Origin of the sequence: Thioalkalivibrio sp. ALJ7, from assembly GCF_000376865.1 — a bacterium.
Classification (GTDB): Bacteria; Pseudomonadota; Gammaproteobacteria; order Ectothiorhodospirales; family Ectothiorhodospiraceae; genus Thioalkalivibrio.
Window position 1 is genome coordinate 593,209 of record NZ_AQXQ01000012.1, and the last position, 21,792, is coordinate 615,000.

Annotated in this window: 20 protein-coding genes and 2 rRNA genes (1 of these 22 only partly in view); 10 read left to right on the forward strand and 12 right to left on the reverse strand. The window is 62.7% G+C overall.

What is annotated here, in order from left to right:
• Positions 1-147: 147 nt before the first annotated feature.
• From D002_RS0111440 to radA, 3 genes are all read left to right on the forward strand, one after another.
• Positions 148-948 (forward strand): inner membrane protein YpjD, encoded by an 801-nt coding sequence (locus D002_RS0111440; RefSeq protein WP_018142065.1) that lies wholly within the window; start codon positions 148-150, stop codon positions 946-948.
• A 99-nt stretch (positions 949-1,047) separates the two neighbouring features.
• The gene (locus tag D002_RS0111445; protein WP_018142066.1) at positions 1,048-2,334 is read left to right on the forward strand and encodes an HlyC/CorC family transporter; all 1,287 of its coding nucleotides are present in this window, start codon (positions 1,048-1,050) and stop codon (positions 2,332-2,334) included.
• Positions 2,334-3,680, forward strand: coding sequence for a DNA repair protein RadA (gene radA / locus D002_RS0111450; RefSeq protein ID WP_018142067.1), 1,347 nt, complete (start codon positions 2,334-2,336; stop codon positions 3,678-3,680). The genes D002_RS0111445 and radA overlap by 1 nt, the downstream gene beginning before the upstream one ends.
• A gap of 206 nt (positions 3,681-3,886) precedes the next feature.
• On the opposite strand, the gene D002_RS0111455 is transcribed toward radA, so the two are convergent.
• The 6 genes from D002_RS0111455 to D002_RS0111480 all read right to left on the reverse strand — a co-directional run bounded on the left by D002_RS0111455 (position 3,887) and on the right by D002_RS0111480 (position 9,259).
• Positions 3,887-4,678, reverse strand: a complete 792-nt coding sequence (locus D002_RS0111455) for a HEPN domain-containing protein (RefSeq protein WP_018142068.1) — start codon at positions 4,676-4,678, stop codon at positions 3,887-3,889.
• Between the two features lie 249 nt (positions 4,679-4,927).
• The gene (locus D002_RS13810; RefSeq protein ID WP_196800123.1) at positions 4,928-5,557 is read right to left on the reverse strand and encodes a hypothetical protein; all 630 of its coding nucleotides are present in this window, start codon (positions 5,555-5,557) and stop codon (positions 4,928-4,930) included.
• Between the two features lie 750 nt (positions 5,558-6,307).
• A complete protein-coding gene (locus tag D002_RS0111465) occupies positions 6,308-6,919 on the reverse strand; it encodes a DUF3501 family protein (protein WP_018142070.1) in 612 nt (203 codons plus the stop codon).
• A 47-nt stretch (positions 6,920-6,966) separates the two neighbouring features.
• Entirely contained in the window at positions 6,967-7,272 is a 306-nt protein-coding gene (locus tag D002_RS0111470) for an encapsulin-associated ferritin-like protein (RefSeq protein ID WP_018142071.1), read from the reverse strand.
• A gap of 58 nt (positions 7,273-7,330) precedes the next feature.
• Positions 7,331-8,683 carry a heterodisulfide reductase-related iron-sulfur binding cluster gene (locus tag D002_RS0111475; protein WP_018142072.1) on the reverse strand — a complete coding sequence of 451 codons (1,353 nt, stop codon included), beginning with the start codon at positions 8,681-8,683 and terminating at the stop codon, positions 7,331-7,333.
• A gap of 156 nt (positions 8,684-8,839) precedes the next feature.
• Complete coding sequence (locus tag D002_RS0111480; RefSeq protein ID WP_017940769.1) at positions 8,840-9,259, reverse strand: rubrerythrin family protein; 420 nt, start codon at positions 9,257-9,259, stop codon at positions 8,840-8,842.
• A 236-nt stretch (positions 9,260-9,495) separates the two neighbouring features.
• Here D002_RS0111480 and D002_RS0111485 point away from each other — a divergent pair, with 236 nt between their 5' ends.
• The 4 genes from D002_RS0111485 to queD are packed head-to-tail and all read left to right on the forward strand — an operon-like array spanning position 9,496 to position 13,047.
• Positions 9,496-9,801 (forward strand): exodeoxyribonuclease VII small subunit, encoded by a 306-nt coding sequence (locus tag D002_RS0111485; protein ID WP_018142073.1) that lies wholly within the window; start codon positions 9,496-9,498, stop codon positions 9,799-9,801.
• Entirely contained in the window at positions 9,788-10,705 is a 918-nt protein-coding gene (gene ispA / locus D002_RS0111490) for a (2E,6E)-farnesyl diphosphate synthase (protein ID WP_196800124.1), read from the forward strand. Before D002_RS0111485 ends, ispA begins: the two co-directional genes overlap by 14 nt.
• Before the next feature lie 14 nt (positions 10,706-10,719).
• The gene (gene dxs / locus D002_RS0111495; protein WP_018142075.1) at positions 10,720-12,621 is read left to right on the forward strand and encodes a 1-deoxy-D-xylulose-5-phosphate synthase; all 1,902 of its coding nucleotides are present in this window, start codon (positions 10,720-10,722) and stop codon (positions 12,619-12,621) included.
• 42 nt (positions 12,622-12,663) lie between these two features.
• The gene (queD, locus tag D002_RS0111500) at positions 12,664-13,047 is read left to right on the forward strand and encodes a 6-carboxytetrahydropterin synthase QueD (RefSeq protein ID WP_018142076.1); all 384 of its coding nucleotides are present in this window, start codon (positions 12,664-12,666) and stop codon (positions 13,045-13,047) included.
• Between the two features lie 315 nt (positions 13,048-13,362).
• On the opposite strand, the gene D002_RS0111505 is transcribed toward queD, so the two are convergent.
• The 3 genes from D002_RS0111505 to D002_RS0111515 are packed head-to-tail and all read right to left on the reverse strand — an operon-like array spanning position 13,363 to position 15,905.
• On the reverse strand, positions 13,363-14,781 hold the full coding sequence (locus D002_RS0111505) for a PhoH family protein (RefSeq protein ID WP_018142077.1): 1,419 nt from the start codon (positions 14,779-14,781) through the stop codon (positions 13,363-13,365).
• Between the two features lie 38 nt (positions 14,782-14,819).
• On the reverse strand, positions 14,820-15,296 hold the full coding sequence (locus D002_RS0111510; protein WP_018142078.1) for a peroxiredoxin: 477 nt from the start codon (positions 15,294-15,296) through the stop codon (positions 14,820-14,822).
• A 54-nt stretch (positions 15,297-15,350) separates the two neighbouring features.
• Positions 15,351-15,905 carry a glycine cleavage system protein R gene (locus D002_RS0111515; protein ID WP_018142079.1) on the reverse strand — a complete coding sequence of 185 codons (555 nt, stop codon included), beginning with the start codon at positions 15,903-15,905 and terminating at the stop codon, positions 15,351-15,353.
• Between the two features lie 250 nt (positions 15,906-16,155).
• Here D002_RS0111515 and dapA point away from each other — a divergent pair, with 250 nt between their 5' ends.
• Genes dapA through D002_RS0111530 form a run of 3 tightly spaced genes read left to right on the forward strand, consistent with a single transcriptional unit; the run spans position 16,156 to position 19,004 of the window.
• Positions 16,156-17,034, forward strand: coding sequence for a 4-hydroxy-tetrahydrodipicolinate synthase (gene dapA / locus D002_RS0111520; RefSeq protein ID WP_018142080.1), 879 nt, complete (start codon positions 16,156-16,158; stop codon positions 17,032-17,034).
• An 8-nt stretch (positions 17,035-17,042) separates the two neighbouring features.
• On the forward strand, positions 17,043-18,209 hold the full coding sequence (gene bamC / locus D002_RS0111525) for an outer membrane protein assembly factor BamC (RefSeq protein ID WP_026181685.1): 1,167 nt from the start codon (positions 17,043-17,045) through the stop codon (positions 18,207-18,209).
• Between the two features lie 24 nt (positions 18,210-18,233).
• The gene (locus tag D002_RS0111530) at positions 18,234-19,004 is read left to right on the forward strand and encodes an MBL fold metallo-hydrolase (protein WP_018142082.1); all 771 of its coding nucleotides are present in this window, start codon (positions 18,234-18,236) and stop codon (positions 19,002-19,004) included.
• A 30-nt stretch (positions 19,005-19,034) separates the two neighbouring features.
• Here D002_RS0111530 and D002_RS0111535 read toward each other — a convergent pair whose 3' ends face one another.
• From D002_RS0111535 to D002_RS0111545, 3 genes are all read right to left on the reverse strand, one after another.
• Positions 19,035-19,241: a hypothetical protein gene (locus tag D002_RS0111535; protein WP_018142083.1), complete on the reverse strand. Its 207-nt coding sequence runs from the start codon at positions 19,239-19,241 to the stop codon at positions 19,035-19,037.
• Positions 19,242-19,387: 146 nt separating this feature from the next.
• Positions 19,388-19,503 (reverse strand): 5S ribosomal RNA (gene rrf, locus D002_RS0111540).
• A gap of 111 nt (positions 19,504-19,614) precedes the next feature.
• Positions 19,615-21,792, reverse strand: a 23S ribosomal RNA gene (locus D002_RS0111545); it runs 701 nt beyond the window's last position.

The following is a 21,792-nucleotide window of genomic DNA, read 5'->3' on the forward strand; positions in this document are numbered from 1 at the left end:
GATCGGCGGATCTTGGCCGATCACGGGACCGCATAGTATACCGCTCTCACCTTCCTGAATGCAGAGGCGTCCCTCCGACACCGGGAATCGCCCCGCAGCAACGCTCGCATGTGCAATCCGCAAGCGTTGCAGCGATAATCCGGCGTCATGATCATTGCCACCGGACTCCTCGCCGTCGCCCTGTATCTGGCCACTGCGGGCTACCTGATCGTTACAGCGCGCCAACAGCCGCTGACACCCGGCCAGCCGCGCTTGGCGCTGGCCCTGTGGGGGCTTGCCCTGATCACCCACCTGGGTGCTCTGCTGCCGATGGTCCTGACCGATGCCGGGCTCAACCTGTGCCTGGGCAATGCCCTTTCGGCCTCGCTTTGGCTAGTCGCCGCCCTGCTTTGGGCCACCAGCTGGCGGCATCCCCTGGCCATCCTCGGGGTGGTCATCCTGCCACTGACGGCCCTGGCCGTTCTGACCGCCCTGCTGTGCGACGGCGATACGCGCTATACCACCTCGGCCGGGATCGATCTGCACATCCTGTTCTCGGCGCTGGGCTGGGCCTTTCTCGCGCTGTCCACCGCCCAGGCCGCGGTCATGGCCGCCCAGCACCGTGCGCTGCATAACCACCACGCATCCGGTTTCGTGCGCGCCCTGCCACCCCTGTTCTCCATGGAGGTCTGGCTGTTCCGGATGATCTTCATCGGCTGGCTGTTCCTCGGACTCAGCCTGCTGTCCGGCCTGGTGTTCGTGGACAACCTGTTCGCCCAGCACCTGGTCCACAAGACCACGCTGTCGATCCTGGCCTGGCTGATCTTCTCGATTCTGCTGGTCGGGCGCTGGCGCCTGGGCTGGCGTGGAACACGCGCCCTGGCCTGGACTACCGGTGGTTTCGTGGTGCTGGTGCTGGCCTATTTCGGCTCCAAGCTGGTACTGGAGATCATCCTCGGGCGTGTTTGAGCGTAGTGGGGCGGCTTGACACCCCCACGCGCCTTGCCTGAAATGATCCCGACCATGCCACCCCGCCAGCCCGCCCACCCCTGACCGCAGGCCACCTCGTTGCAAGAGATCCCGCTGTCTTTCCTGTTCGGCGCCCTGGTGGTGCTGTTCCTGCTGTCGGCGTTCTTCTCCGGCTCGGAAACGGCATTGATGGCGCTGAACCGCTACCGCATGCGCCATCGCGCACAGACCGGTCACCGCGGTGCCCAGCTCGCCGCTCGCTTGCTGGACAAGCCGGACCGCCTGATCGGACTGATCCTGCTGGGCAACAACTTCGTCAACATCCTGATCGCACAGATCGCCACCTTCATCGGCTGGCGCCTGTTCGGTGACACCGGCGTAGCGATCGCCACAGGTGTACTGACCCTCACCCTGCTGATCTTCGCCGAGACGGCACCCAAAACCCTCGCCGCCCTGCACAGCGAGCGGGTGGCCTACCCCGCCGCCTGGGTCTACTCGGGACTGATCAAGGTGATGTGGCCCGTGGTCTGGATGATCAACGTGATGGCCAATGGCGTGCTGCGCCTGTTCGGCGTGCACATGAATGCTGGCCAGCGCGCCGCACTGAACACCGACGAACTGCGCAGCGTGGTTTCCGAGGCCGGCGCACTGATCCCGGCCAATCACCAGCGCATGCTGCTGAACCTGCTCGATCTCGAACGCACCACGGTCGAGGACATCATGATCCCCCGCAGCGAGATCGTGGTGATCGACCTTAACGACCCCTGGAACGAGGTCGAGGACCAGTTGATCCACGGCAGCTTCACGCGACTGCCGGTCGTCGAGGGCGAGCTGGACCACATCGTCGGCTTCGTCCACCGCCGCGATGTCCTGCCACTGGTGGAGCGCGATGAATTCGACGCCGACGACCTGCGCCAGGTGCTGACGCCGCCCTACTTTATCCCCGAAGGGACCGCACTCAACCGCCAGTTGATCAACTTCCAGCAACAAAAGAAGCGCATTGGCCTGGTGGTGGACGAGTACGGCGACATCGAGGGCCTGATCACGCTGGAAGACCTGCTGGAGGAGATCGTCGGCGAGTTCACCACCGATTCCCCGGCGATGAGCGACGACGTCCTGCGTCAGGAAGACGGCTCGGCAATGGTTGACGGCGGCATCCACCTACGCGAGCTGAACCGCGCCCTTGGGCTGGACCTGCCACAGGACGGCCCCAAGACCCTGAGCGGCCTGATCGTCGAACATCTGGAGAGCATCCCCGAGGCACCCGTGAGCGTGAAGATCAACGGCGTGGTGATGGACATCGCCCAGATCAAGAACAACACCATCCGCACCGTGCGCGTGGTCGCCCCCGATCTGCCGGAAAACCCGGAACAGAAGGCCCCCTGATGGCGAAGAGCAAGACCCAGTACGTATGCCAGTCCTGCGGCGCAATCAGCCCCAAGTGGGCCGGCCAATGTGGCGACTGCGGCGCCTGGAACACCCTGGAGGCCGCCACCCCCACCGCCAGCGCCGGGCCGCGCGGCGGGTACGCGGGCGAGGTTGCGGGCATCACCCGCCTGGGCGAGGTCGAGATGACCGAAGTGCCGCGGACCGGCACCGGCCTGTCCGAACTGGACCGGGCGCTGGGCGGGGGGTTGGTCCACGGTTCGGTCGTCCTCCTGGGTGGCGATCCAGGGATCGGAAAATCCACCCTGCTGCTGCAGACGCTGGCCATGCTCCCGGTCGGTGAAACACTCTACGTCACCGGCGAGGAATCGGCCCAACAGATCGGCATGCGCGCGCAACGCCTGGGCCTGGAGGTCGATGGCCTGCGCCTGTTGACCGAGACCCAGGTGGAGAACGTGATCGCCACCTGCGAGCGCGAACGCCCGCGGGTCCTGGTGATCGACTCCATTCAGACCCTCTACACCGCCGCCCTGCAGTCCGCGCCCGGCTCCGTCGGCCAGGTGCGCGAGAGTGCCGCAGCACTGGTGCGCATGGCCAAGCAACGCGGCATTACCGTGATCCTGGTCGGCCACGTGACCAAGGACGGCCAGCTCGCCGGCCCGCGCGTGCTGGAACACATGGTCGACACCGTGCTGTATTTCGAGGGCGACCCGGACGGGCGCTACCGTATGCTCCGCGCGGTCAAGAACCGCTTCGGCGCCGTCAACGAACTGGGTGTGTTCGCCATGTTGGAGAACGGCCTGAAGGCGGTCTCCAACCCCTCCGCGATCTTCCTCTCGCGCCACCAGGGGCCGGTGCCCGGCAGTGTGGTCATGGTCACCCGGGAGGGCACGCGGCCCCTGCTGGTCGAGGTTCAGGCCCTGGTCGCAGAGAGCCATGCCTCGCAACCGCGGCGCATCACCGTGGGCCTAGAGCAGAACCGCCTGACCATGCTGCTCGCCGTGCTTCACCGGCACGGGGGCGTAGCCCTGTTCGACCAGGATGTCTTCATCAATGTGGTCGGCGGCGTGCGCGTGACCGAGACGGCCGCCGACCTACCGATGCTCGCGGCCGCGCTGTCGAGCTTTCGCGACCGGCCGCTGCCGCAGGAGATGCTCGCCTTTGGCGAGGTCGGGCTGGCCGGCGAGATCCGGCCGGTGCCGAATGGCGAGGAACGCCTGCGCGAGGCGGCCAAGCATGGCTACACGCGCGCCATCGCCCCCGCCGCCAACGCCCCGCGCAAGCCGATCAAGGGCATGGAGGTAGTCGCCGTCTCGCGCCTGGGCGAGGTCCTTGACGCACTGTAGCCGAGCCCCGGCCGCCTGCCGTGCAAAGACTTCCACCAGCCCTACCGCTGGTGGCCCTTGTGGCGTCGTAAGCCCCCACTTCCAACCTCATCCGATATCTAGAGCTCACCACTCTATGCAGGTTGGGACCTGGGCCCGATCATGTGACTGTTGTGTCCAGCGATGCCGGTTCATGAGCAGCTAACGCCGGGCATGAGTCGCGCGCGTCAGCGCGTCGACTCTATGGCTTTGTTAGCGAACATTTGGCCGCCCTCCGATCTGAGAAGCTCGCTCAGTAGGTCATCCTCAGCCGGAAGATCACCTCGATCGACTATGGCGTTTCCGGCATCGAGAAGAAGTTGCCAGGCTCTTTCCCAGTCCCCTTGAACGATCCCTCGGCGGGAGCCATGTGCGACCTTACTTCGAATTTTGTACTCCTTCCGTGCGCGCTGGAAAACAGCTTCTCGCTCATCAGGCGGACCAATGAGTTGAGCCAAGTGAAGCGCCAAACGGAAGCTCACTTCCGAGTTGACCTCCGGAAATAATGCCTCAAGTGCACACCACAGGTGGAGGAGGGACTGGTCCAGGGACGGGAGCAGCGGTGCGGCGAGCGCCGCATCGCGAACAACATTCAGTGCAGGCTGCCTTGCCTCTAGTGCCATCCACTGCTTTGCCTTTTCGCCCGCTAATTTGAATTGGTTGACGGTGATTCCGAGCGCATTAGGAAGCGTCCTGCAGTGCAGGGAAAGCTGAACCGGCCAAGCCTCAAGCGCTATGTCATCGCTCGACGGACCTATCTGCAGGTCGGGCGGCAAGTCCTTTCGCAAACTACCCGAGTCGCGGCTGTTGATGCCCGAGTAGTCGTTTATGGAATGGCTGGTAGCAAAAGGCGCAAGGCTTGGGGAGGCATCCGCTAGGTAGGCGCCCAAGAACAGAGAATTGATATATTCCAAGGCCTGGGACAGTTCTTCAGCTTCCACGCTAAGCTCAAGGTTGCAGTGCGAAAGCAGAACATCCATCAACTGATATGGAAGATGTAAGCGGTGCCGTGAGGCTAGCGTGGCCAAGTCAAAAACACTTGTCCCCCACTTTCTACGGGTTAGGGCAAATGGAGGGGCTACGACGCAATCGAACTCTTCCGCGGGACGCCAGAATAGTACGGGAAAGTGGAAAGTTCGGTTCGACACTGGCGCAAAGTCCTATAAATGAACGCTAACGGCCAAGCGAACCGACGGCGAAGCCGTCCGGGTTGCGCGCCGTGTTAGAAGTCACTCTACATAACTGCATTGAGGGCATTCCCATTCACCTCCCGCGAGCTCGGAAAATGGCGGCGGAATCGGCTTCATATACATTTGCTTTTGGTTGTTTGAGCAGTTTGGGCATATTGGTTTGTCTTTTTTAGCTACAGCTTGCTTATTTGGGGTACGGTAATTGGATTCGCCGTCAATACATGCCTTCTTCCATCTCTTAATGGCGCCATTCATCGATTCCTGCATTGACCAATTAGGCTCAGAAAGGTCTACAGAGTGCAGGAACGCATTAAGAACGCCCCGATCAAATATGCCGCGAGAAACAGTTGTGTGATGAATTACAAGCAAAGGGAGCCCGGCTGCATAAGCAAGGCCTGCTTCTAAATGATTCCATTCGGTACCAAGAGACATGGGCCAGTTTATTTCGCCACCCTTCAGGAAACCCGCCTCTACTTCCAGTTGAGGGTAACCAAGGACAATAGCACCTTGACAGGTGGCCATAATCTCGATCACTTCATCAAGAGGTGCTTTGCTTGGGTAATCACTTACGCCTAAAGTCCTAGGAACTAGATCTAGATTATCTAGCTGCGTGAGAAACGTAGATAGGCCAGATTCAAATTCTGGCGCTACCCACGTTGGTCGGCTCACGAATATTTCCACAATTGTTCCTTGGCGACTTCTAACAGTAGATTAGACAGAATCTGTCATATTGGCGATAGACAGAATCTGTATATCACCTGATCCTCGTGGCGCCGTCCCTTTCTCTGGTGACTTCTGCTCGGACAGTTTAGCCATGATCGGATCATGGCTAAACAGGTACGGAAACTGATGGCGACAGGAAGAGGTGCCGGAAAGGGACGCTGATTCCGAGAGTGGGACCGGATCGTTCGTTTTTTTCAGGGAGTTCAGCGAGAGATTGCTCGTCGGTAAGCGACCGGGCGGAATGGTTTATCGCTGCGTTCCCAGGGCGTTGCGTGGCGGAACTCGGGGCAGAGATCATGGCTCAGCACCGGATCAGCGCGGGACAGAAATCGTCGGTACAGGGTTGGCAGTGCTGGCAGGCCGGCGATGCTATACGGATTCTGTTTAACGCCGTGAAGCCAGAATGGATTGCACCGTCCGGCTCGAAGTGCTGGCGGGCTTTGGCACGCGCGCTTGAGGCGCAGCATGCCACCATGGCCGGGCGTTTGCGGCGGTTTCGTCGGACGATTAGGCCCAAGGGGCCGGTGCAACGCGGCTCCCGCCGCTCAGCTGCACGCGCCTTCGAGTGAGCGCGACGGCCGAAGGGAGGCAAGCGCCTGAGGAGGAACCGGAACCCGCCGCGAGCCGGATCCACCGTGTCTGGACACAAAAAAGGCGCCCGGAGGCGCCTTTCGTGAAGCGGGCATAGGGACTGCGTCAGTTGACGGCGTCGAGGTCGGCCGCCAGCGACTCACGGGAGCCCTCGGCGACGGCGTCCAGCCGGTGGTTGTAGTTCTCGTGCTCCACCCCCATGGCAATGGCCGCCCCGGACTTGGCCGCGGAGACCATCTCCGGCGTCAGCTCGAAGCGCAGGAAATGCACCGAGGAGGTCTTGTCGTCGGTCTCGCGGTCCAGATCCTCGTTGGCGATCGGGTAGACCTTGTCATGGCCCTCGACCTGCACATAGGTCTTGCGCTCGATCCCGATCAGCTTCGAGAGCTGCACCTTGCGCTCGTCGATGTCCGGATACTCGACCATCATCGTCGCCTTCCAGTTGGAACCATCCGGGATCAACGGGTTGTAGGCATCCAGCTCGTCCTGGATCCCCTCGGCGTCGAAGATCTTCTCCACCCGCAGCATCTCCTGGATCTGATACTGCATCGTCTTGCGATCCTCGAAATGCAGCGTGACCGCCGGCCCCACCTGCACCACGCGATTGCGCTTGTGCTGCATCACCTCGTTGCGGAACTGTGGCCGCACCTCGTGATACTTCTCCAGCGAAAACAGGTCTTCACGACTCAGCTTGTCCACACTTGCCTCCATCTGCATCTCGATACCTCCGTCTCGTCGGACTGGCCCGCCAGGACCGGCACCCCTCAGTGATCGTGGTGGTGCCCCGTCTTCGTGTAGTCCTTGTCGGACCAGAGGTTGTCTTTCAGTTCGTGGTCAAACACCGGGTTATGGCGCCGGATCCACTCCAGCACCATCGCGGCGTGCTCGATCTCTTCGTCGCGGTTGTGCGCGAGGATCGCCTTGAGTTCTTCGTCCTTGCAGCCGTCGATGCGCTGCTGATACCAGTCCACCGCCTCAAGCTCTTCCATCAGCGAGACGATCGCGCGATGCATCTCGCGCGACTCGTCGCTCAGTTCCTCGACCGGTTCGTGGTAGCTGTCACTTGCCATGCTCTCTCTCCGTTCGCCCGCGCCGTCTACGGCGCGAGTGGTTCCTTGTGAGGTGCCGTTACAGCCCGTAGGCCTGGCGTAGCAGGGTCAGCGGATGCTCGGGCGCCTTGTCCTCGCCCTTGCCCTGTAACCCGTTCTCGATCATGTGGCCGGCCATCGGGCAGTCGCTCGAATAGTGGTCCGACTCGGCCTTCTGTACGCGACTGACCACCGGGCGACAGATCTTGCTGGCGGTCTCGTAGAACTCGCTCTTCACCCCGTAGGTACCGTCGTGCCCGGAGCAGCGCTCGATCACGTCGATCTCGGTGTCCGGGACCAGCTTCAGCAGGTCGCGGGTCTTCAGCCCCATGTTCTGCACCCGCAGGTGGCAGGCGGCGTGGTAGGCGATCTTGCCGAGCTTCTCGGGGAAGTCGGTGTTCAGCTTGCCGTCCTTGTGCCGCTCCATCAGGTATTCGAACGGGTCGAAGATGCGATCGCGAACCGCGATCACGTCGGCATCATCCGGGAACATCAGCGGCAGTTCCTGCTTGAACATCAACACGCAAGAGGGCACCGGGGCAACGATGTCGTAGCCCTGGTCGATCATGCGCTTCATCGCCGGGATGTTGGCGTCCTTCGACGCCTCCACCGACTTCAGGTCGCCCAGCTCCAGCTTGGGCATGCCGCAGCACTGTTCCTTCTCGACCAGGGTCACCTCGATGCCGTTGTGCTCGAAGACCTTGACCAGGTCCTCGACCAGGTGCGGCTCGTTGTAGTTGCCGTAGCAGGTCGCGTACAGCGCGACCTTGCCCTGAGTCGCACCGGACGGCTCGGGGTTGGAGACGCCCTGCGCCACCTTGCTCAGGCGCGAGCGGCCCTTGTTGGAATGGTATTCGGGGACCGGGGCATCCGGGTGCACGCCCATGGTCTTGTCCAGCATCTTGCGCACGGCACCGTTCTTGTTGGCGGCATTGACTGCGCCGGCCACCACCGGGATACCCGCCAGCTTGCCTACGGTGTCGGTGCTGGACATAAACTTGTGGGAGGCCTTCGCACCTTCGTTCTGGTAGCGGAAGGCCTTGGCCCGGAGCATCAGGTGTGGGAAGTCCACATTCCATTCGTGCGGGGGCACGTAGGGGCACTTGGTCAAGTAGCACAGATCACACAGGTAGCAGTGATCGACCACCTGCCAGTAATCCTTCTTGTCGACCCCATCGACTTCCATGGTCTCGGACTCGTCGACCAAGTCGAACAGGGTTGGGAAGGAGTTGCACAGGCTCACGCAGCGACGGCAGCCGTGACAGATATCGAAGACCCGCTCGAGTTCGCCGAACAGCGATTCCTCGTTGTAGAACTCGGGGTTCTTCCAGTCCAGCGGATGACGGGTCGGGGCTTCGAGACTTCCTTCACGTTGGTGCGTCGGCGCAGACATGCATCCCTCCGGTATCCGTATCAGTTCGATGCTTCGGGGGGGAAACACGGAACAGCATGCGGGCAAGCCTTGAGGGCCCGTTTCACAGGCTGTTCCGTGTTTCCCGGAAACGGGACCGGCGTACCGGTCCCGCGTACTTCCAGCAATGCGGGACGTTTAGTCGTCCAGCTGATCCAGCGCCTTCTGGAAACGGTTGGCGTGGGAACGCTCCGCCTTGGCCAGAGTTTCGAACCAGTCGGCGACTTCGTCGAAGCCTTCGTCACGGGCGGTCTTGGCCATGCCCGGGTACATGTCGGTGTACTCGTGGGTCTCGCCCGCGACGGCGGTCTTCAGGTTCGCCGAGGTGGAGCCAAACTCCAGGCCGGTGGCCGGGTCGCCGCAGCTCTCGAGGTACTCGAGGTGGCCGTGGGCGTGACCGGTTTCACCTTCCGCGGTGGAACGGAACACGGTGGCCACGTCGTTGTAGCCTTCGACGTCCGCCTTGGAAGCGAAGTACAGGTAGCGACGGTTGGCCATTGATTCGCCGGCAAAGGCCTCTTTCAGGGCTTCTTCGGTCTTGCTGCCTTTCAGATCCATGGTGCTCTCCTTCTCTCTTATGGGTGCTACACAACCACAGGAATGCCTGTGCAGACGGCTGTTTAGACTCGGTCTAAACCGTTTGGAAACTCTAGTCCGCGCCCGATTCAGTGTCAACCGGAAGCCCTGCCCATCATGGGGGTGTCGCCCCCATAATCAAGGGCGGACCGGCGGTACGTCTTTCCTCGCCGCGGCGGATCGGATACTTTCTCACCTTTTCGACCCGGTAATCCATCATGACCGACTCACCCAGCGCCGACAGCCCGGCGGAATTCGAAGCCAGCCTGGAGGCCCTGGAGGCCCTGGTCGCGCGGATGGAGTCCGGCGAACTGGGCCTGGAGCAGTCCCTGGGCGAATTCCAGCGCGGCATGGAACTGGTCAATCGCTGCCAGCAAGCCCTGGACGATGCCCAGCGCCGGATGGAGGCCCTCACTGCGGAGACCTCACCCGGCGCCTCTGCCGAGAGTGACCACGACGCCACCGCGAACGTTCCCCGCTCGCCGGCCGCGTCCGGCACCACGGACCCCGATGTCCCGTTCTAGCGAGTCGCCGTTGATCTCCGCCGACCCCACCCAGGCCCTGACCGACTACCAGCACCGCATCGAGTCTGTCCTCGACCGCCATCTGAGCGCGGATGGGGCCCCCGACGCGCGCCTGATCGACGCGATGCGCTACGCGACGCTGTCCGGTGGCAAGCGCCTGCGGCCGGTGCTGGTCTACGCCGCCGGGCGCACCACGGGCGCCCCGGAAGCCGCGCTGGACGCCATGGCCGCCGCGGTGGAAATGATCCACGTCTACTCACTGATCCACGACGACCTGCCGGCAATGGACGATGATGAATTGCGCCGCGGCCGTCCGACCTGTCACAAGGCCTTCGACGAGGCGACCGCCATTCTCGCTGGCGACGCCCTCCAGGCCCTGGCCTTCGACGTCCTCACCGGTGGCGTCTCCGACCTGCCGGGCGCAAGCGGCCTGCACGCGGTGCGCGAGCTGGCCACGGCGGCTGGGCTGCACGGCATGGCCGGTGGCCAGGCGATCGATCTGGGGGCCTGCGGACAACCGATCGACCTGCCGGAACTGGAGCGCATGCATCGGTTGAAGACCGGCGCCCTGATCCGCGCCTCGGTGCGCCTGGGCGCGCTGGCCGGCAGCCCCGAACCCGATACGCTGGAGCGGCTGACACGCTACGCCGAGTGCATCGGTCTGGCCTTCCAGATCCGCGACGATGTCCTCGACGTGGAGGGCGATCCCGAGGTCCTGGGCAAGGCCTGTGGCGCCGATGCGCGCCTGCAGAAACCGACCTTCCCCTCGCTGCAGGGGCTGGAGGCGTCGCGCGAGCGTGCGGTCGCACTCGTCGACGAGGCCCTGGACGAACTGCAACCCTTCGGTCAGGAGGCGGACTTGCTTCGCTTCCTCGCGCGCTACATCGTCGACCGCATGAACTGAACACGGTCGCCTCGATGACGCCTACCCCTCTGCTGGATGCAATCGAATGGCCCGCCGACCTGCGGGAACACCCGACCTCGGATCTTTCCGGGGTCGCCGACGAGTTGCGCCAGTTCCTGATCGAGAGCGTCTCCCGCACTGGCGGGCACCTGGCAGCCAACCTCGGCACGGTCGAGCTCGCGATCGCACTGCACTACGCCTTTAACACGCCCGATGACCGTATCGTGTGGGATGTCGGGCATCAGGCCTATGCGCACAAGATCCTGACCGGGCGCCGCGCGGGCATGGCCAGCCTGCGCCAGTATGGCGGCCTGGCCGGCTTCCCCAAACGTGCGGAGAGTGAGTACGACGCCTTTGGCGCCGGGCACTCCAGCACCTCGATCAGCGCCGCGGCCGGTATGGCCCTGGCGGCGAAGCACGCCGGTCTCGATCGCCGGCACGTGGCGGTGATTGGCGATGGCGCGATGACCGCGGGCATGGCCTTCGAGGCGCTGAACCACATTGGCGATCTCGACTGCAACCTGCTGGTCATCCTGAACGACAACGACATGTCGATCTCGCCCAATGTCGGCGCGCTCAACCAGTATTTCACCCGCCTGCTGTCCGGCCCGCTGTACAGCTCGGTACGCGAGGGCTCCAAGCGCATGCTGGAGTTCGTGCCACCGATGAAGGCCTTCGCCCAGCGTGCCGAGGAACACATGAAGGGCATGTTCGTGCCCGGCACCCTGTTCGAGGAGCTCGGCTTTCGCTACTTCGGACCGGTGGACGGCCACGACGTGAACGGCCTGGTCTCCATCCTGAAGAACCTGCGCGGGACCCAGGGGCCGCAATTGCTACACGTGGTCACACGCAAGGGCCAGGGCTACGCGCCGGCGGAGGAAGACCCCTGCCGCTATCACGGGGTATCCAAGTTCGAGCCGGAAAACGGCCTGGCCCCGTCTGGCCCCAAGGCCCCCAGCTATACCGATATCTTCAGCCAGTGGCTGTGCGACCAGGCCACGGCGGATGAGCGTCTGCTCGGGATCACCCCAGCGATGCGCGAGGGCTCGGGACTGGTGGCATTCTCGGAACAGTTCCCGCAGCGATACTTCGATGTCGGCATTGCCGAACAGCACGCGGTAACCCTTGCGGCGGGCATGGCCTGCGAGGGGCAAAAGCCGGTGGTCGCGATCTACTCGACCTTCCTGCAGCGGGCAATGGACCAGGTGATCCACGATGTCGCCCTGCAGAACCTGCCGGTGCTGTTTGCGGTGGATCGCGCCGGGATCGTCGGTGCCGATGGCCCCACCCACGCCGGCACCTTCGATACCGCCTTGCTGCGCGCCGTCCCCAATATGCTGCTGATGGCGCCCGCCAACGAGCGCGAATGCCGCCAGATGCTGTCCACCGGTTACGCCCACGACGGCCCGGCGGCGGTGCGCTATCCGCGTGGCGGCGGGCCCGGTGAACTGCCGGAAGGCGGCAGCACCCATCTGGAGACCCTGCCAATCGGACGCGCCGAGGTCGTGCGCAAGGGGCAGGGACTGGCGATCCTCAGCTTTGGTGTACTACTGGACATGGCCCTGGCGGCCGGCGAGGCGCTGGACGCGACGGTGGTCAACATGCGCTTCATCAAGCCGCTGGATACGGATCTCCTTGGTCAACTGGCCGCCAGTTACCAGGGCTTCGTCACACTGGAGGATCACGCGCGCGCCGGCGGCGCCGGCAGCGCGGTCCTGGAGTGGCTCTCCGCCGAGGGCCTGAACCGGCCCTGCCTGGTACTGGGCATCCCAGACCACTTCACCGAACACGGCTCGCGCGAACAGATCCTGGCGGATTGCGGCCTCGATACCGAGGGCGTACTGGCCGCGATTCGCCACGCCTTCGGGCAGGAGAATTGCGCGGACGGCAGCGGCCGGCTAGGCTTCGCTGGCTGAGTATCCCCGCGACCCGAATGTCGCGCTAGCCGGAATCGATCCATGAGTGCCCGTTACACCCTCCGCGTCCTGACCGACTTCGCCTCCGCGCACACCCTGCGCGACTACCCGGGGCAGTGCGCGAATATGCATGGTCACAACTGGAAGGTGGAAGCCGAGGTCGAGGCCGAGACCCTGGACAACGCTGGCATGGCGGTGGATTTCAAGGTGGTCAAGAGCGCCGCCCGCGAGATCGCCGGGCAGCTGGACCACCGCTACCTGAACGACGTCCCCCCGTTCGACACGGTCAACCCAACGGCCGAGAACATCGCACAGTGGTTCTATCGCCAGATGGCCGAACGTCTGAACCGTCCGGGCCTGCGCATGCACGCACTGACCCTGTGGGAGACCGAACGCGCCTGCGTCCGCTACAGCGAGGACGGCTGAGCCGACCCATTGGCGCCAGCACAGGCACCGTCATTGCGAGGAGCCGAAGGCGGCAACCTCCGTCCGAAACCAGCAGATCCCGTCACCGCGCCATCCACCAGAGATTGCCGCAGCCCCTGTCTCGGCCTCGCAACGACACGGACTCGTATCGTCTTCGCGAGGAGCGAAGCGACGTGGCGAACTGCGTCCGAAACCATCTGCTTCCATAGCTGGCTCAGCACCAGCTTCCGGAGGTTGCCGCGGCCCTTGCGGGGCCTCGCAATGACGGTGCCCGTTTCCCGCTCCATTGCCGCCCCCAGGCTTTCTTCCCGCCGTCTACAGGTGATTCGAGGCGTAGTCCGCCAGGCGCGAACGCTCACCGCGGGTGAGCGTGATATGGCCGCTGTGGGTCCAGTTGCGGAAACGATCCACCACGTAGGTCAGCCCGGATGAGGTCTCGGTCAGATATGGGGTATCGATCTGCGCGATGTTGCCCAGCGCGACGACTTTGGTCCCCGGACCCGCGCGGGTAATCAGCGTCTTCATCTGCTTGGAGGTCAGGTTCTGCGCCTCGTCCAGGATGATGTAGCGGCTGAGGAAGGTACGCCCACGCATGAAGTTCAGCGAGCGGATCTTGATACGGCTGGTCAGGACGTCGTTGGTGGCCGCCCGACCCCAGTCGCCCGCGCCCTCGGACTTGGCCAGCACCTCCAGGTTGTCCATCAGCGCGCCCATCCACGGCGTCATCTTCTCTTCCTCGGTCCCGGGCAGGAAGCCGATGTCTTCGCCCACCGGGACCGTGACCCGGGTCATGATGATTTCCTTGTAGGTGTTGTCCTCCAGCGTCTGTGCCAACCCCGCGGCCAGGGCCAACAGGGTCTTGCCGGTACCCGCGGCGCCCAGCAGGGAGACGAAGTCCACCTCCGGGTCCATCAGCAGGTTCAAGGCGTAGTTCTGCTCGCGGTTACGGGCGTTGATGCCCCAGACGCTGTGGCGCGGGGTCATGTAGTCGTCCACCAGCTCGATGACCGCCGACTCGTTCGGCTGGTCGATCTCCAGCACGATCGCGGACAGCGGGTTCTCGCCCTCGCGGTAGACGAACTGGTTGGGCTGCCACTCGGAGACCAAAGGCCCGGTCACGCGGTAGTAGGTACGGCCGGACTCCTGCCAGGAATCCATCGTCTGGCCGTGGGTGTCCCAGAAGTCCGCGGGCAGCTCGGTCATGCCGGAGAACAACAGGCTGACGTCGTCCAGCACCTGGTCGTTGTAGTAGTCCTCCGCATGCAGACCGATGACCGCGGCCTTGATGCGCAGGTTGATGTCTTTGGAGACCAGGGTGACCGGAATACCCGGCCATTCGGTCTTCAGAGCCTGGGCGGTGGCCAGGATGTCGTTGTCAGGTGTCGTGCCCGGCAGCGAATCCGGCAGGCTTGAGGCGAGGTTGCGGGTCTGAAAGAACAACCGCCCAGAGGGGGCAAAGGTGGACTCGCTCAGCGACTCGGCCTGCAACGGCAACCCGGCGGCGATCTGCTCGTGGGTTGCGTCGCTCATCAGCTCGTCGATGAAACGCGACACCTGCCGCACGTTGCGGGCCACCTCGGAGACCCCTTTCTTGCCACGGTCGAGTTCCTCGAGCACAACCATGGGCAGGAAGATGTCGTGTTCCTTGAAACGGAACAGCGCAGTCGGGTCGTGCATCAGCACGTTGGTATCCAGCACGAACAGGCGTTTCGGGTCTGCGGGTGCTGCGCTCATGGCGCCTCCTGGGCCGGGATGAATCGAAGACTGCGGGTCTAACTGCCTGCCATTTCGCGCACCGCCTCCAGCACCTCGTCGACATGCCCCGGGACCTTCACCTTGCGCCATTCCTTGCGCAGGACCCCGTCGGCATCAATCAGAAAGGTGGAACGCTCGATGCCGCGCACCTGCTTGCCATACATGTTTTTCATCTTGATCACGTCGAACGCTTCACACAGCTGCTCATCAGCATCGCTCAACAAGTCGAACGGGAGCTCCTGCTTGGTGCGGAAATTCTCGTGGCTTTTCACACTGTCGCGCGAGACCCCCAGGATCACGGCACCGGCGGCATCGAAGGCAGCCTTGTTGGCCGCAAAGTCACGACTTTCATTGGTGCAGCCCGGGGTGCTGTCCTTGGGATAGAAGTACAGGACCACGATCTTGCCGCGGAAATCGGCCGGGCCCAGCGTCTGGTCACCAGTGGCCGGTACACGCAGGTCTTCGGGTACGGGCTGGTCGATTGCGATACTCATCACGCGTTTCTCCGTTGCATTCGAATGCCTTGAACGGCGTACGCCCTAAGCTCGTCAGGCCTTGATCGGATCCAGCACGCCGTCCACGTTCAGTTCGTCACAAAAGTCCATGAATTCGCCTCGCAGGCTGGCCAGGTGCTGCCCTGCGGGGATATCTACGATCATGTTGGCCGCGAACATGCGGGCACCGGTCTGCTGGGCAATGTAGACGCGGGTTTGGACATCGCGCAGGTTCACGCCGCGACTGGTAAAAAAATCCGCAAGCGCATTCAGCAGCCCGGGCGCATCCAGCGCCACTGCGTCTACGGCATAGGGCATGGCGGCCTCGGCCCGCTCGTCCAGTGGACCGCGCCGCGCCACCACCACCAGCTCCATCTCGGCCTCGAGGCGTTCCAGACGGGACTCCAGGGTGCCCAGGGTCTTCCAGTTGCCACTGGTGCTAAGGGCCATGCAACAGTAGCCACCGACAACCGTAATGCGGCTGGACTCGAGGTTGCAGCCAGTATCGACGATCACGCGGGTCACGCTGGATACCAGGCCGGGCTGATCCGGCCCGATCAGGTTGAGGATCAGGTGGGTGTGCGCTCCGGCGCCGGCGACTTCAGCCATGCGGCACCTGCCGGCTCCACCCGGGGCCAGGAACGGGGGACCACTCGGGGGTTCTCTGCGTGAAAGCGGCAACAGGCATGATGGTTCGCAACATACCACCTTGCCCCGGTGGCGCCAACGGCGAAAGCGAGGCAACGGGGCCCACCTGACCCATCCTTCATGCGAGGTCCATGGCACCCCGGCCAAGGGAATCTTGAATGCCTTGTCACCCGCCCGTTAGACTGCACCATTCCCGTTGTTGGAGGAGTCGATGTTTCAAGGCAGCATGGTCGCACTGGCGACCCCGATGCACGCGGACGGCAGCCTGGACTGGCCGGCCCTGGATCGGCTCCTGGAATTCCACATCGAGGCCGGCACTGATGCCATCGTCGCCGTCGGCACCACCGGCGAATCCGCGACCCTCGATTTCGACGAACACTGCGAAGCCATCGCCCATACGGTGAAGACCGTCAACGGGCGCCTGCCGGTGATCGCGGGTACCGGTGCGAATTCCACGCGCGAGGCCATCGCGCTGACCCGTTGCGCCAAAGAAGCCGGCGCGGACGCCTGCCTGTTGGTATCGCCCTACTACAACAAACCGACTCAGGAAGGCCTGTATTTGCACCACAAGGCCATTGCCGAGGCGGTGGACATCCCGCAGATCCTGTACAACGTACCCGGCCGCACGGCGGTTGACCTGCTGCCGGAAACAGTGGAACGGCTGGCCGACATCCCGAACATCATCGGAATCAAGGAGGCCACCGCCAGCAACGAGCGTACCGCCGAGCTGGTCGCGCGGGTCGGCAACCGCATGGATCTCTACAGCGGGGATGACGGCAACGGGCTGGCTTTCCTGCTCGCCGGCGGCCACGGGATCATCTCCGTGACGGCCAACGTCGCGCCGCGGATGATGGCAGCCATGTGTCGTGCCGTACGTGAAGGGCGCGCCGACGAGGCGCGCGAGATCAATCGCCATCTGGATGGCCTGCACTCGTCCCTGTTCCTTGAGGCGAACCCGATCCCCGTCAAATGGGCCCTGCATCGCATGGGGCTCATGGAGGCAGGTATTCGCCTGCCGCTGACACCGTTGTCCGAACCCTTCCATGCGCCGGTCCTGGACGCCATGCGCCAGGCTGGCATAGAGGTCTGATCCCTGACATGAAACAGTCTGCCAAGCTTCATCGCCGCGCGACGCACACTGCCCTTGCCCTGGCCACGGGCCTGGCAATCGCCGGGTGCTCTACTTCGGGCGACCGCCAGAGCGGCCCCGAATATGAAATGAGCCGGCAGATGGAGAATCTTGAGGTCCCGCCCGACCTCATTGCCCCCGACAGCGAACGTGCTTATCGCATCCCGGATGCGCCGGGCAAGCGCGTGAGCGCCCGCGAAATGCAGCAGGATTCCGCGGCGCGGCAGCAACAGCGCCAGCCAACGGATACCGCGCCCGCCGTGCGCGGTGATGCACGCGTTCTCCCGGAATCCACCGAGGTCGAGATGCGGCGCGAAGGGAGCGTCCGCTGGCTCAGCGTTGAAACGCCTCCGGAAGAACTGTGGGACCAGCTGACCGCATTCTGGGACAGCCAGAACCTCCGCCTGGAGCGCAACGAACCACAGGTCGGCATCATGGAGACCGAGTGGGCCGAAGACCGCGCGGGCATCCCGCTCCGTGGGAGCCAGAATATCTTCGCGCGCGCGCTCGGCAACGTCTACGACGCCAACACGCGGGACAAGTACCGCCTGCGCCTGGAACGCGACAACGGTCGGTCGGCGATCTACATCGCTCACCGGGGCGCTTCCGAAGAGCCCGAGGGTGAAACCTGGCGCTGGGCCCTGCGCCCTGCGGATCCCGAGCTCGAAGCCCAGATGCTGAACCGTTTGCGGGTGTTCCTGACGACCGGCGAGATCCCAGAAGGCGGGATCCGGGTCGCCGAAACGATCGCGGACCGCCCCACCGAGCTGCATCAAGCCGAACACGAAGGCCAACCGGTACTGGTGACCGCTGGCGAAATGGACCGCCTGTGGTCACAAATGGGCACCTACCTCGACCGCGCCGGACTCCTGGTCGATGAACAGGATCGCAATACGCGTACGTTCGAGGTTACCTACCGACCCGACATGGTTGGCGAAGGCGAGCGCGGCGGCTTCTTCAGCCGAATCTTCGGCCGCGGCGGTGATCGCCGCGAGAACGAACGCTACCAGATCCGCCTAAGCGAGACCGGTGACGGCGACCTGCGCATCGAAGCCCGCGATATTGACGGCGAATCACTCAGCCGTCGCGACGCCGAATTCGTCCTGGAACGCATTGAACAACAGATTCTGCGCTAAACCGACGGCAGAGTACCAGGCTAGATGATCCGCTTCTGCTCCCTCGGCAGCGGCAGCTCGGGCAATGCCCTGGTCGTCGAGATCGGGGAAACCCGGCTGTTGGTGGACTGCGGCTTCTCGGTCCAGGAACTGGAGCGGCGCCTGGCTCGCATCGACCTCAGTCCGAACGACCTCACCGCCGTACTCGTTACCCACGAACACACCGACCACATCGGAGCCGCCGCGCCCCTATCGCGGCGCTATGGTCTGACGGTGTACACCAGCCCCGGGACGCAGCTCGCAGCCCGCGACGACCGCTTCGCCAGCGTCCAGGAGGTCCAGGCGGATACCCCCGTGGAAATCGAGGAGGCGTGGGTGCACCCATTCACCGTCCCCCACGACTGTCGTGAGCCCACGCAATTCGCCATTTCGAATGGCGACCACCGCCTGGTCCTGATGACCGATGCCGGACACATCTCACCCCACATGGTCGAAATGGCGAACGGTGCCCACGCCCTGTTACTCGAATGCAACCACGACCCTGAACTCCTTCAGGCCGGGCGTTATCCGCCGTCCCTGAAGCGACGCATCGGCGGGGGCTACGGCCACCTCCCGAATCACGCGGCCACCGAGCTTCTTCAGCGCATGGATCGCTCACGACTGAGGCACGTGGTCGGCATGCACCTGTCGAGCGACAACAATCGTGAGTCACTCGCCCGCGATGCACTCGCAGCAGGCCTCGGGTGCCTAAGGGACGACATCGACATCGCGACTCAGGACGACGGGTTTTCTTGGCGCACCACCGCCGCCATCTGAACGGTTGTACGTCCGCTCCACGCGGCGCCGTTACCGTCTGGACTCGCGCAGGAAATACAGCCCACCCAGTACGAACGCGACCCCAATCAACATCGCCCAGAAACCGCCAAAACCTGCCCCTTCCCGCGGCGCAATCGGGGTGAATGCCACTTCGCCCCCGAAGATCGCATAGAGGCCAACTCCCAGCAGGACCAGCCCTACCAGTACCAGCCCCCCATCGGTTCGTTTTCGCGCCATGCATCCCTCCTCTATCCCCGGATCTCGTCCAACCGCCTGCGCTTGCATCCTCATGTGTGAAACCCACCGGTCTAAAGTCTGCCTGCAGAATTTCGCGCATAAAAAAAGCCCGGCCCCCTAAAAGGGGACCGGGCCTTCGGATTAATGCCTGGCGGTGACCTACTCTCACATGGGGAGACCCCACACTACCATCGGCGCAGAGCAGTTTCACTTCCGAGTTCGGGATGGGATCGGGTGGTTCCTACTCGCTATTGCCGCCAGACAAACTGGCCAGATCACACGGCTGCTGCCGCATCATCTGAATTCGGAATGCATTCTAGGCTTGTGTACTTCGTGATGTGTCAGACGAGACCACCAACACTTTGGGTGTTATATGGTCAAGCCGCACGGGCAATTAGTACTGGTTAGCTACACGCGTTACCGCGCTTCCACACCCAGCCTATCAACGTTGTAGTCTTCAACGGCCCTACAGGGACCTCAAGGGTCCAGGGAGATCTCATCTTCAGGTGGGTTTCCCGCTTAGATGCTTTCAGCGGTTATCCCTTCCGCACTTAGCTACCCGGCAGTGCCACTGGCGTGACAACCGGAACACCAGAGGTGCGTCCATCCCGGTCCTCTCGTACTAAGGACAGATCCTGTCAAATCTCCGACGCCCACGGCAGATAGGGACCGAACTGTCTCACGACGTTCTAAACCCAGCTCGCGTACCACTTTAAATGGCGAACAGCCATACCCTTGGGACCTGCTTCAGCCCCAGGATGTGATGAGCCGACATCGAGGTGCCAAACACTGCCGTCGATATGGACTCTTGGGCAGTATCAGCCTGTTATCCCCGGAGTACCTTTTATCCGTTGAGCGATGGCCCTTCCATACAGAACCACCGGATCACTAAGACCTGCTTTCGCACCTGCTCGACGTGTCTGTCTCGCAGTTAAGCACCCTTATGCCTTTGCACTCGTCGCGCGATTTCCGACCGCGCTGAGGGTACCTTCGCACTCCTCCGTTACTCTTTGGGAGGAGACCGCCCCAGTCAAACTACCCACCACACACGGTCCCCGACCTGGATTACAGGCCTGGGTTAGAACTCCAAACTTGCCAGGGTGGTATTTCAAGGTTGGCTCCACCGAGACTGGCGTCCCGGCTTCAAAGCCTCCCACCTATCCTACACAAACAAGTTCAAAGTTCAGTGTGAAGCTGTAGTAAAGGTTCACGGGGTCTTTCCGTCTAGCCGCGGGTACACAGCATCTTCACTGCGATTTCAATTTCACTGAGTCTCGGGTGGAGACAGCGCCGCCATCGTTACGCCATTCGTGCAGGTCGGAACTTACCCGACAAGGAATTTCGCTACCTTAGGACCGTTATAGTTACGGCCGCCGTTTACCGGGGCTTCGATCAAGAGCTTCGCCGAAGCTAACCCCATCAATTAACCTTCCGGCACCGGGCAGGCGTCACACCCTATACGTCCTCTTACGAGTTTGCAGAGTGCTGTGTTTTTAATAAACAGTCGCAGCGGCCTGGTCTCTGCGACCTCAGCCAGCTCAGGGAGCAAGTCCCATCACCAGCCGAGGCGTACCTTCTCCCGAAGTTACGGTACCATTTTGCCTAGTTCCTTCACCCGAGTTCTCTCAAGCGCCTTGGGATTCTCACCCTGCCCACCTGTGTCGGTTTGGAGTACGGTCAACTGTTAACTGAAGCTTAGAGGCTTTTCCTGGAAGCAGGGCATCAGTGACTTCGCCTCCGTGGAGGCTCGTCATCGTACCTCAGGATTGTGTCCCCGGATTTGCCTAAGGACACTCCCTACATACTTGAACCGGGCACCAACTGCCGGATCACTTAGCCTTCTCCGTCCCCCCATCGCATTAACAGTCGGTACAGGAATATTAACCTGTTTCCCATCGACTACGCATTTCTGCCTCGCCTTAGGGGCCGACTAACCCTGCGCCGATTAGCGTTGCGCAGGAAACCTTGGGCTTTCGGCGGATGGGTTTTTCACCCATCTTATCGTTACTCATGTCAGCATTCGCACTTCTGATACCTCCAGCATGCCTCTCGGCACACCTTCACAGGCTTACAGAACGCTCCTCTACCACCTGCAAAGCAGGTCCGCAGCTTCGGTACATGGCTTTAGCCCCGTTAAATCTTCCGCGCAGGCCGACTCGACCAGTGAGCTATTACGCTTTCTTTAAAGGATGGCTGCTTCTAAGCCAACCTCCTGGCTGTCTCTGCCTTCCCACATCGTTTCCCACTGAGCCATGATTTTGGGACCTTAGCTGGCGGTCTGGGTTGTTTCCCTTTCCACGACGGACGTTAGCACCCGCCGTGTGTCTCCCATGCTCGCACTTCTCGGTATTCGGAGTTTGCAATGGTTTGGTAAGTCGGGATGACCCCCTAGCCATAACAGTGCTCTACCCCCGAGAGTGATACATGAGGCGCTACCTAAATAGCTTTCGAGGAGAACCAGCTATCTCCGAGCTTGATTAGCCTTTCACTCCGATCCACAGCTCATCCCCTAATTTTTCAACATTAGTGGGTTCGGGCCTCCAGTAGGTGT

Coding starts and splice junctions, on each gene's coding strand:
- D002_RS0111440 (WP_018142065.1), top strand. CDS start 148: ATGATCATTGCCACCGGACTCCTCGCCGTCGCCCTGTATCTGGCCACT.
- radA (WP_018142067.1), top strand. CDS start 2,334: ATGGCGAAGAGCAAGACCCAGTACGTATGCCAGTCCTGCGGCGCAATC.
- D002_RS0111455 (WP_018142068.1), bottom strand. CDS start 4,678: ATGGATGTTCTGCTTTCGCACTGCAACCTTGAGCTTAGCGTGGAAGCT.
- D002_RS0111465 (WP_018142070.1), bottom strand. CDS start 6,919: ATGCAGATGGAGGCAAGTGTGGACAAGCTGAGTCGTGAAGACCTGTTT.
- D002_RS0111470 (WP_018142071.1), bottom strand. CDS start 7,272: ATGGCAAGTGACAGCTACCACGAACCGGTCGAGGAACTGAGCGACGAG.
- D002_RS0111475 (WP_018142072.1), bottom strand. CDS start 8,683: ATGTCTGCGCCGACGCACCAACGTGAAGGAAGTCTCGAAGCCCCGACC.
- D002_RS0111480 (WP_017940769.1), bottom strand. CDS start 9,259: ATGGATCTGAAAGGCAGCAAGACCGAAGAAGCCCTGAAAGAGGCCTTT.
- D002_RS0111485 (WP_018142073.1), top strand. CDS start 9,496: ATGACCGACTCACCCAGCGCCGACAGCCCGGCGGAATTCGAAGCCAGC.
- ispA (WP_196800124.1), top strand. CDS start 9,788: ATGTCCCGTTCTAGCGAGTCGCCGTTGATCTCCGCCGACCCCACCCAG.
- dxs (WP_018142075.1), top strand. CDS start 10,720: ATGACGCCTACCCCTCTGCTGGATGCAATCGAATGGCCCGCCGACCTG.
- queD (WP_018142076.1), top strand. CDS start 12,664: ATGAGTGCCCGTTACACCCTCCGCGTCCTGACCGACTTCGCCTCCGCG.
- D002_RS0111505 (WP_018142077.1), bottom strand. CDS start 14,781: ATGAGCGCAGCACCCGCAGACCCGAAACGCCTGTTCGTGCTGGATACC.
- D002_RS0111510 (WP_018142078.1), bottom strand. CDS start 15,296: ATGAGTATCGCAATCGACCAGCCCGTACCCGAAGACCTGCGTGTACCG.
- D002_RS0111515 (WP_018142079.1), bottom strand. CDS start 15,905: ATGGCTGAAGTCGCCGGCGCCGGAGCGCACACCCACCTGATCCTCAAC.
- dapA (WP_018142080.1), top strand. CDS start 16,156: ATGTTTCAAGGCAGCATGGTCGCACTGGCGACCCCGATGCACGCGGAC.
- bamC (WP_026181685.1), top strand. CDS start 17,043: ATGAAACAGTCTGCCAAGCTTCATCGCCGCGCGACGCACACTGCCCTT.
- D002_RS0111530 (WP_018142082.1), top strand. CDS start 18,234: ATGATCCGCTTCTGCTCCCTCGGCAGCGGCAGCTCGGGCAATGCCCTG.
- D002_RS0111535 (WP_018142083.1), bottom strand. CDS start 19,241: ATGGCGCGAAAACGAACCGATGGGGGGCTGGTACTGGTAGGGCTGGTC.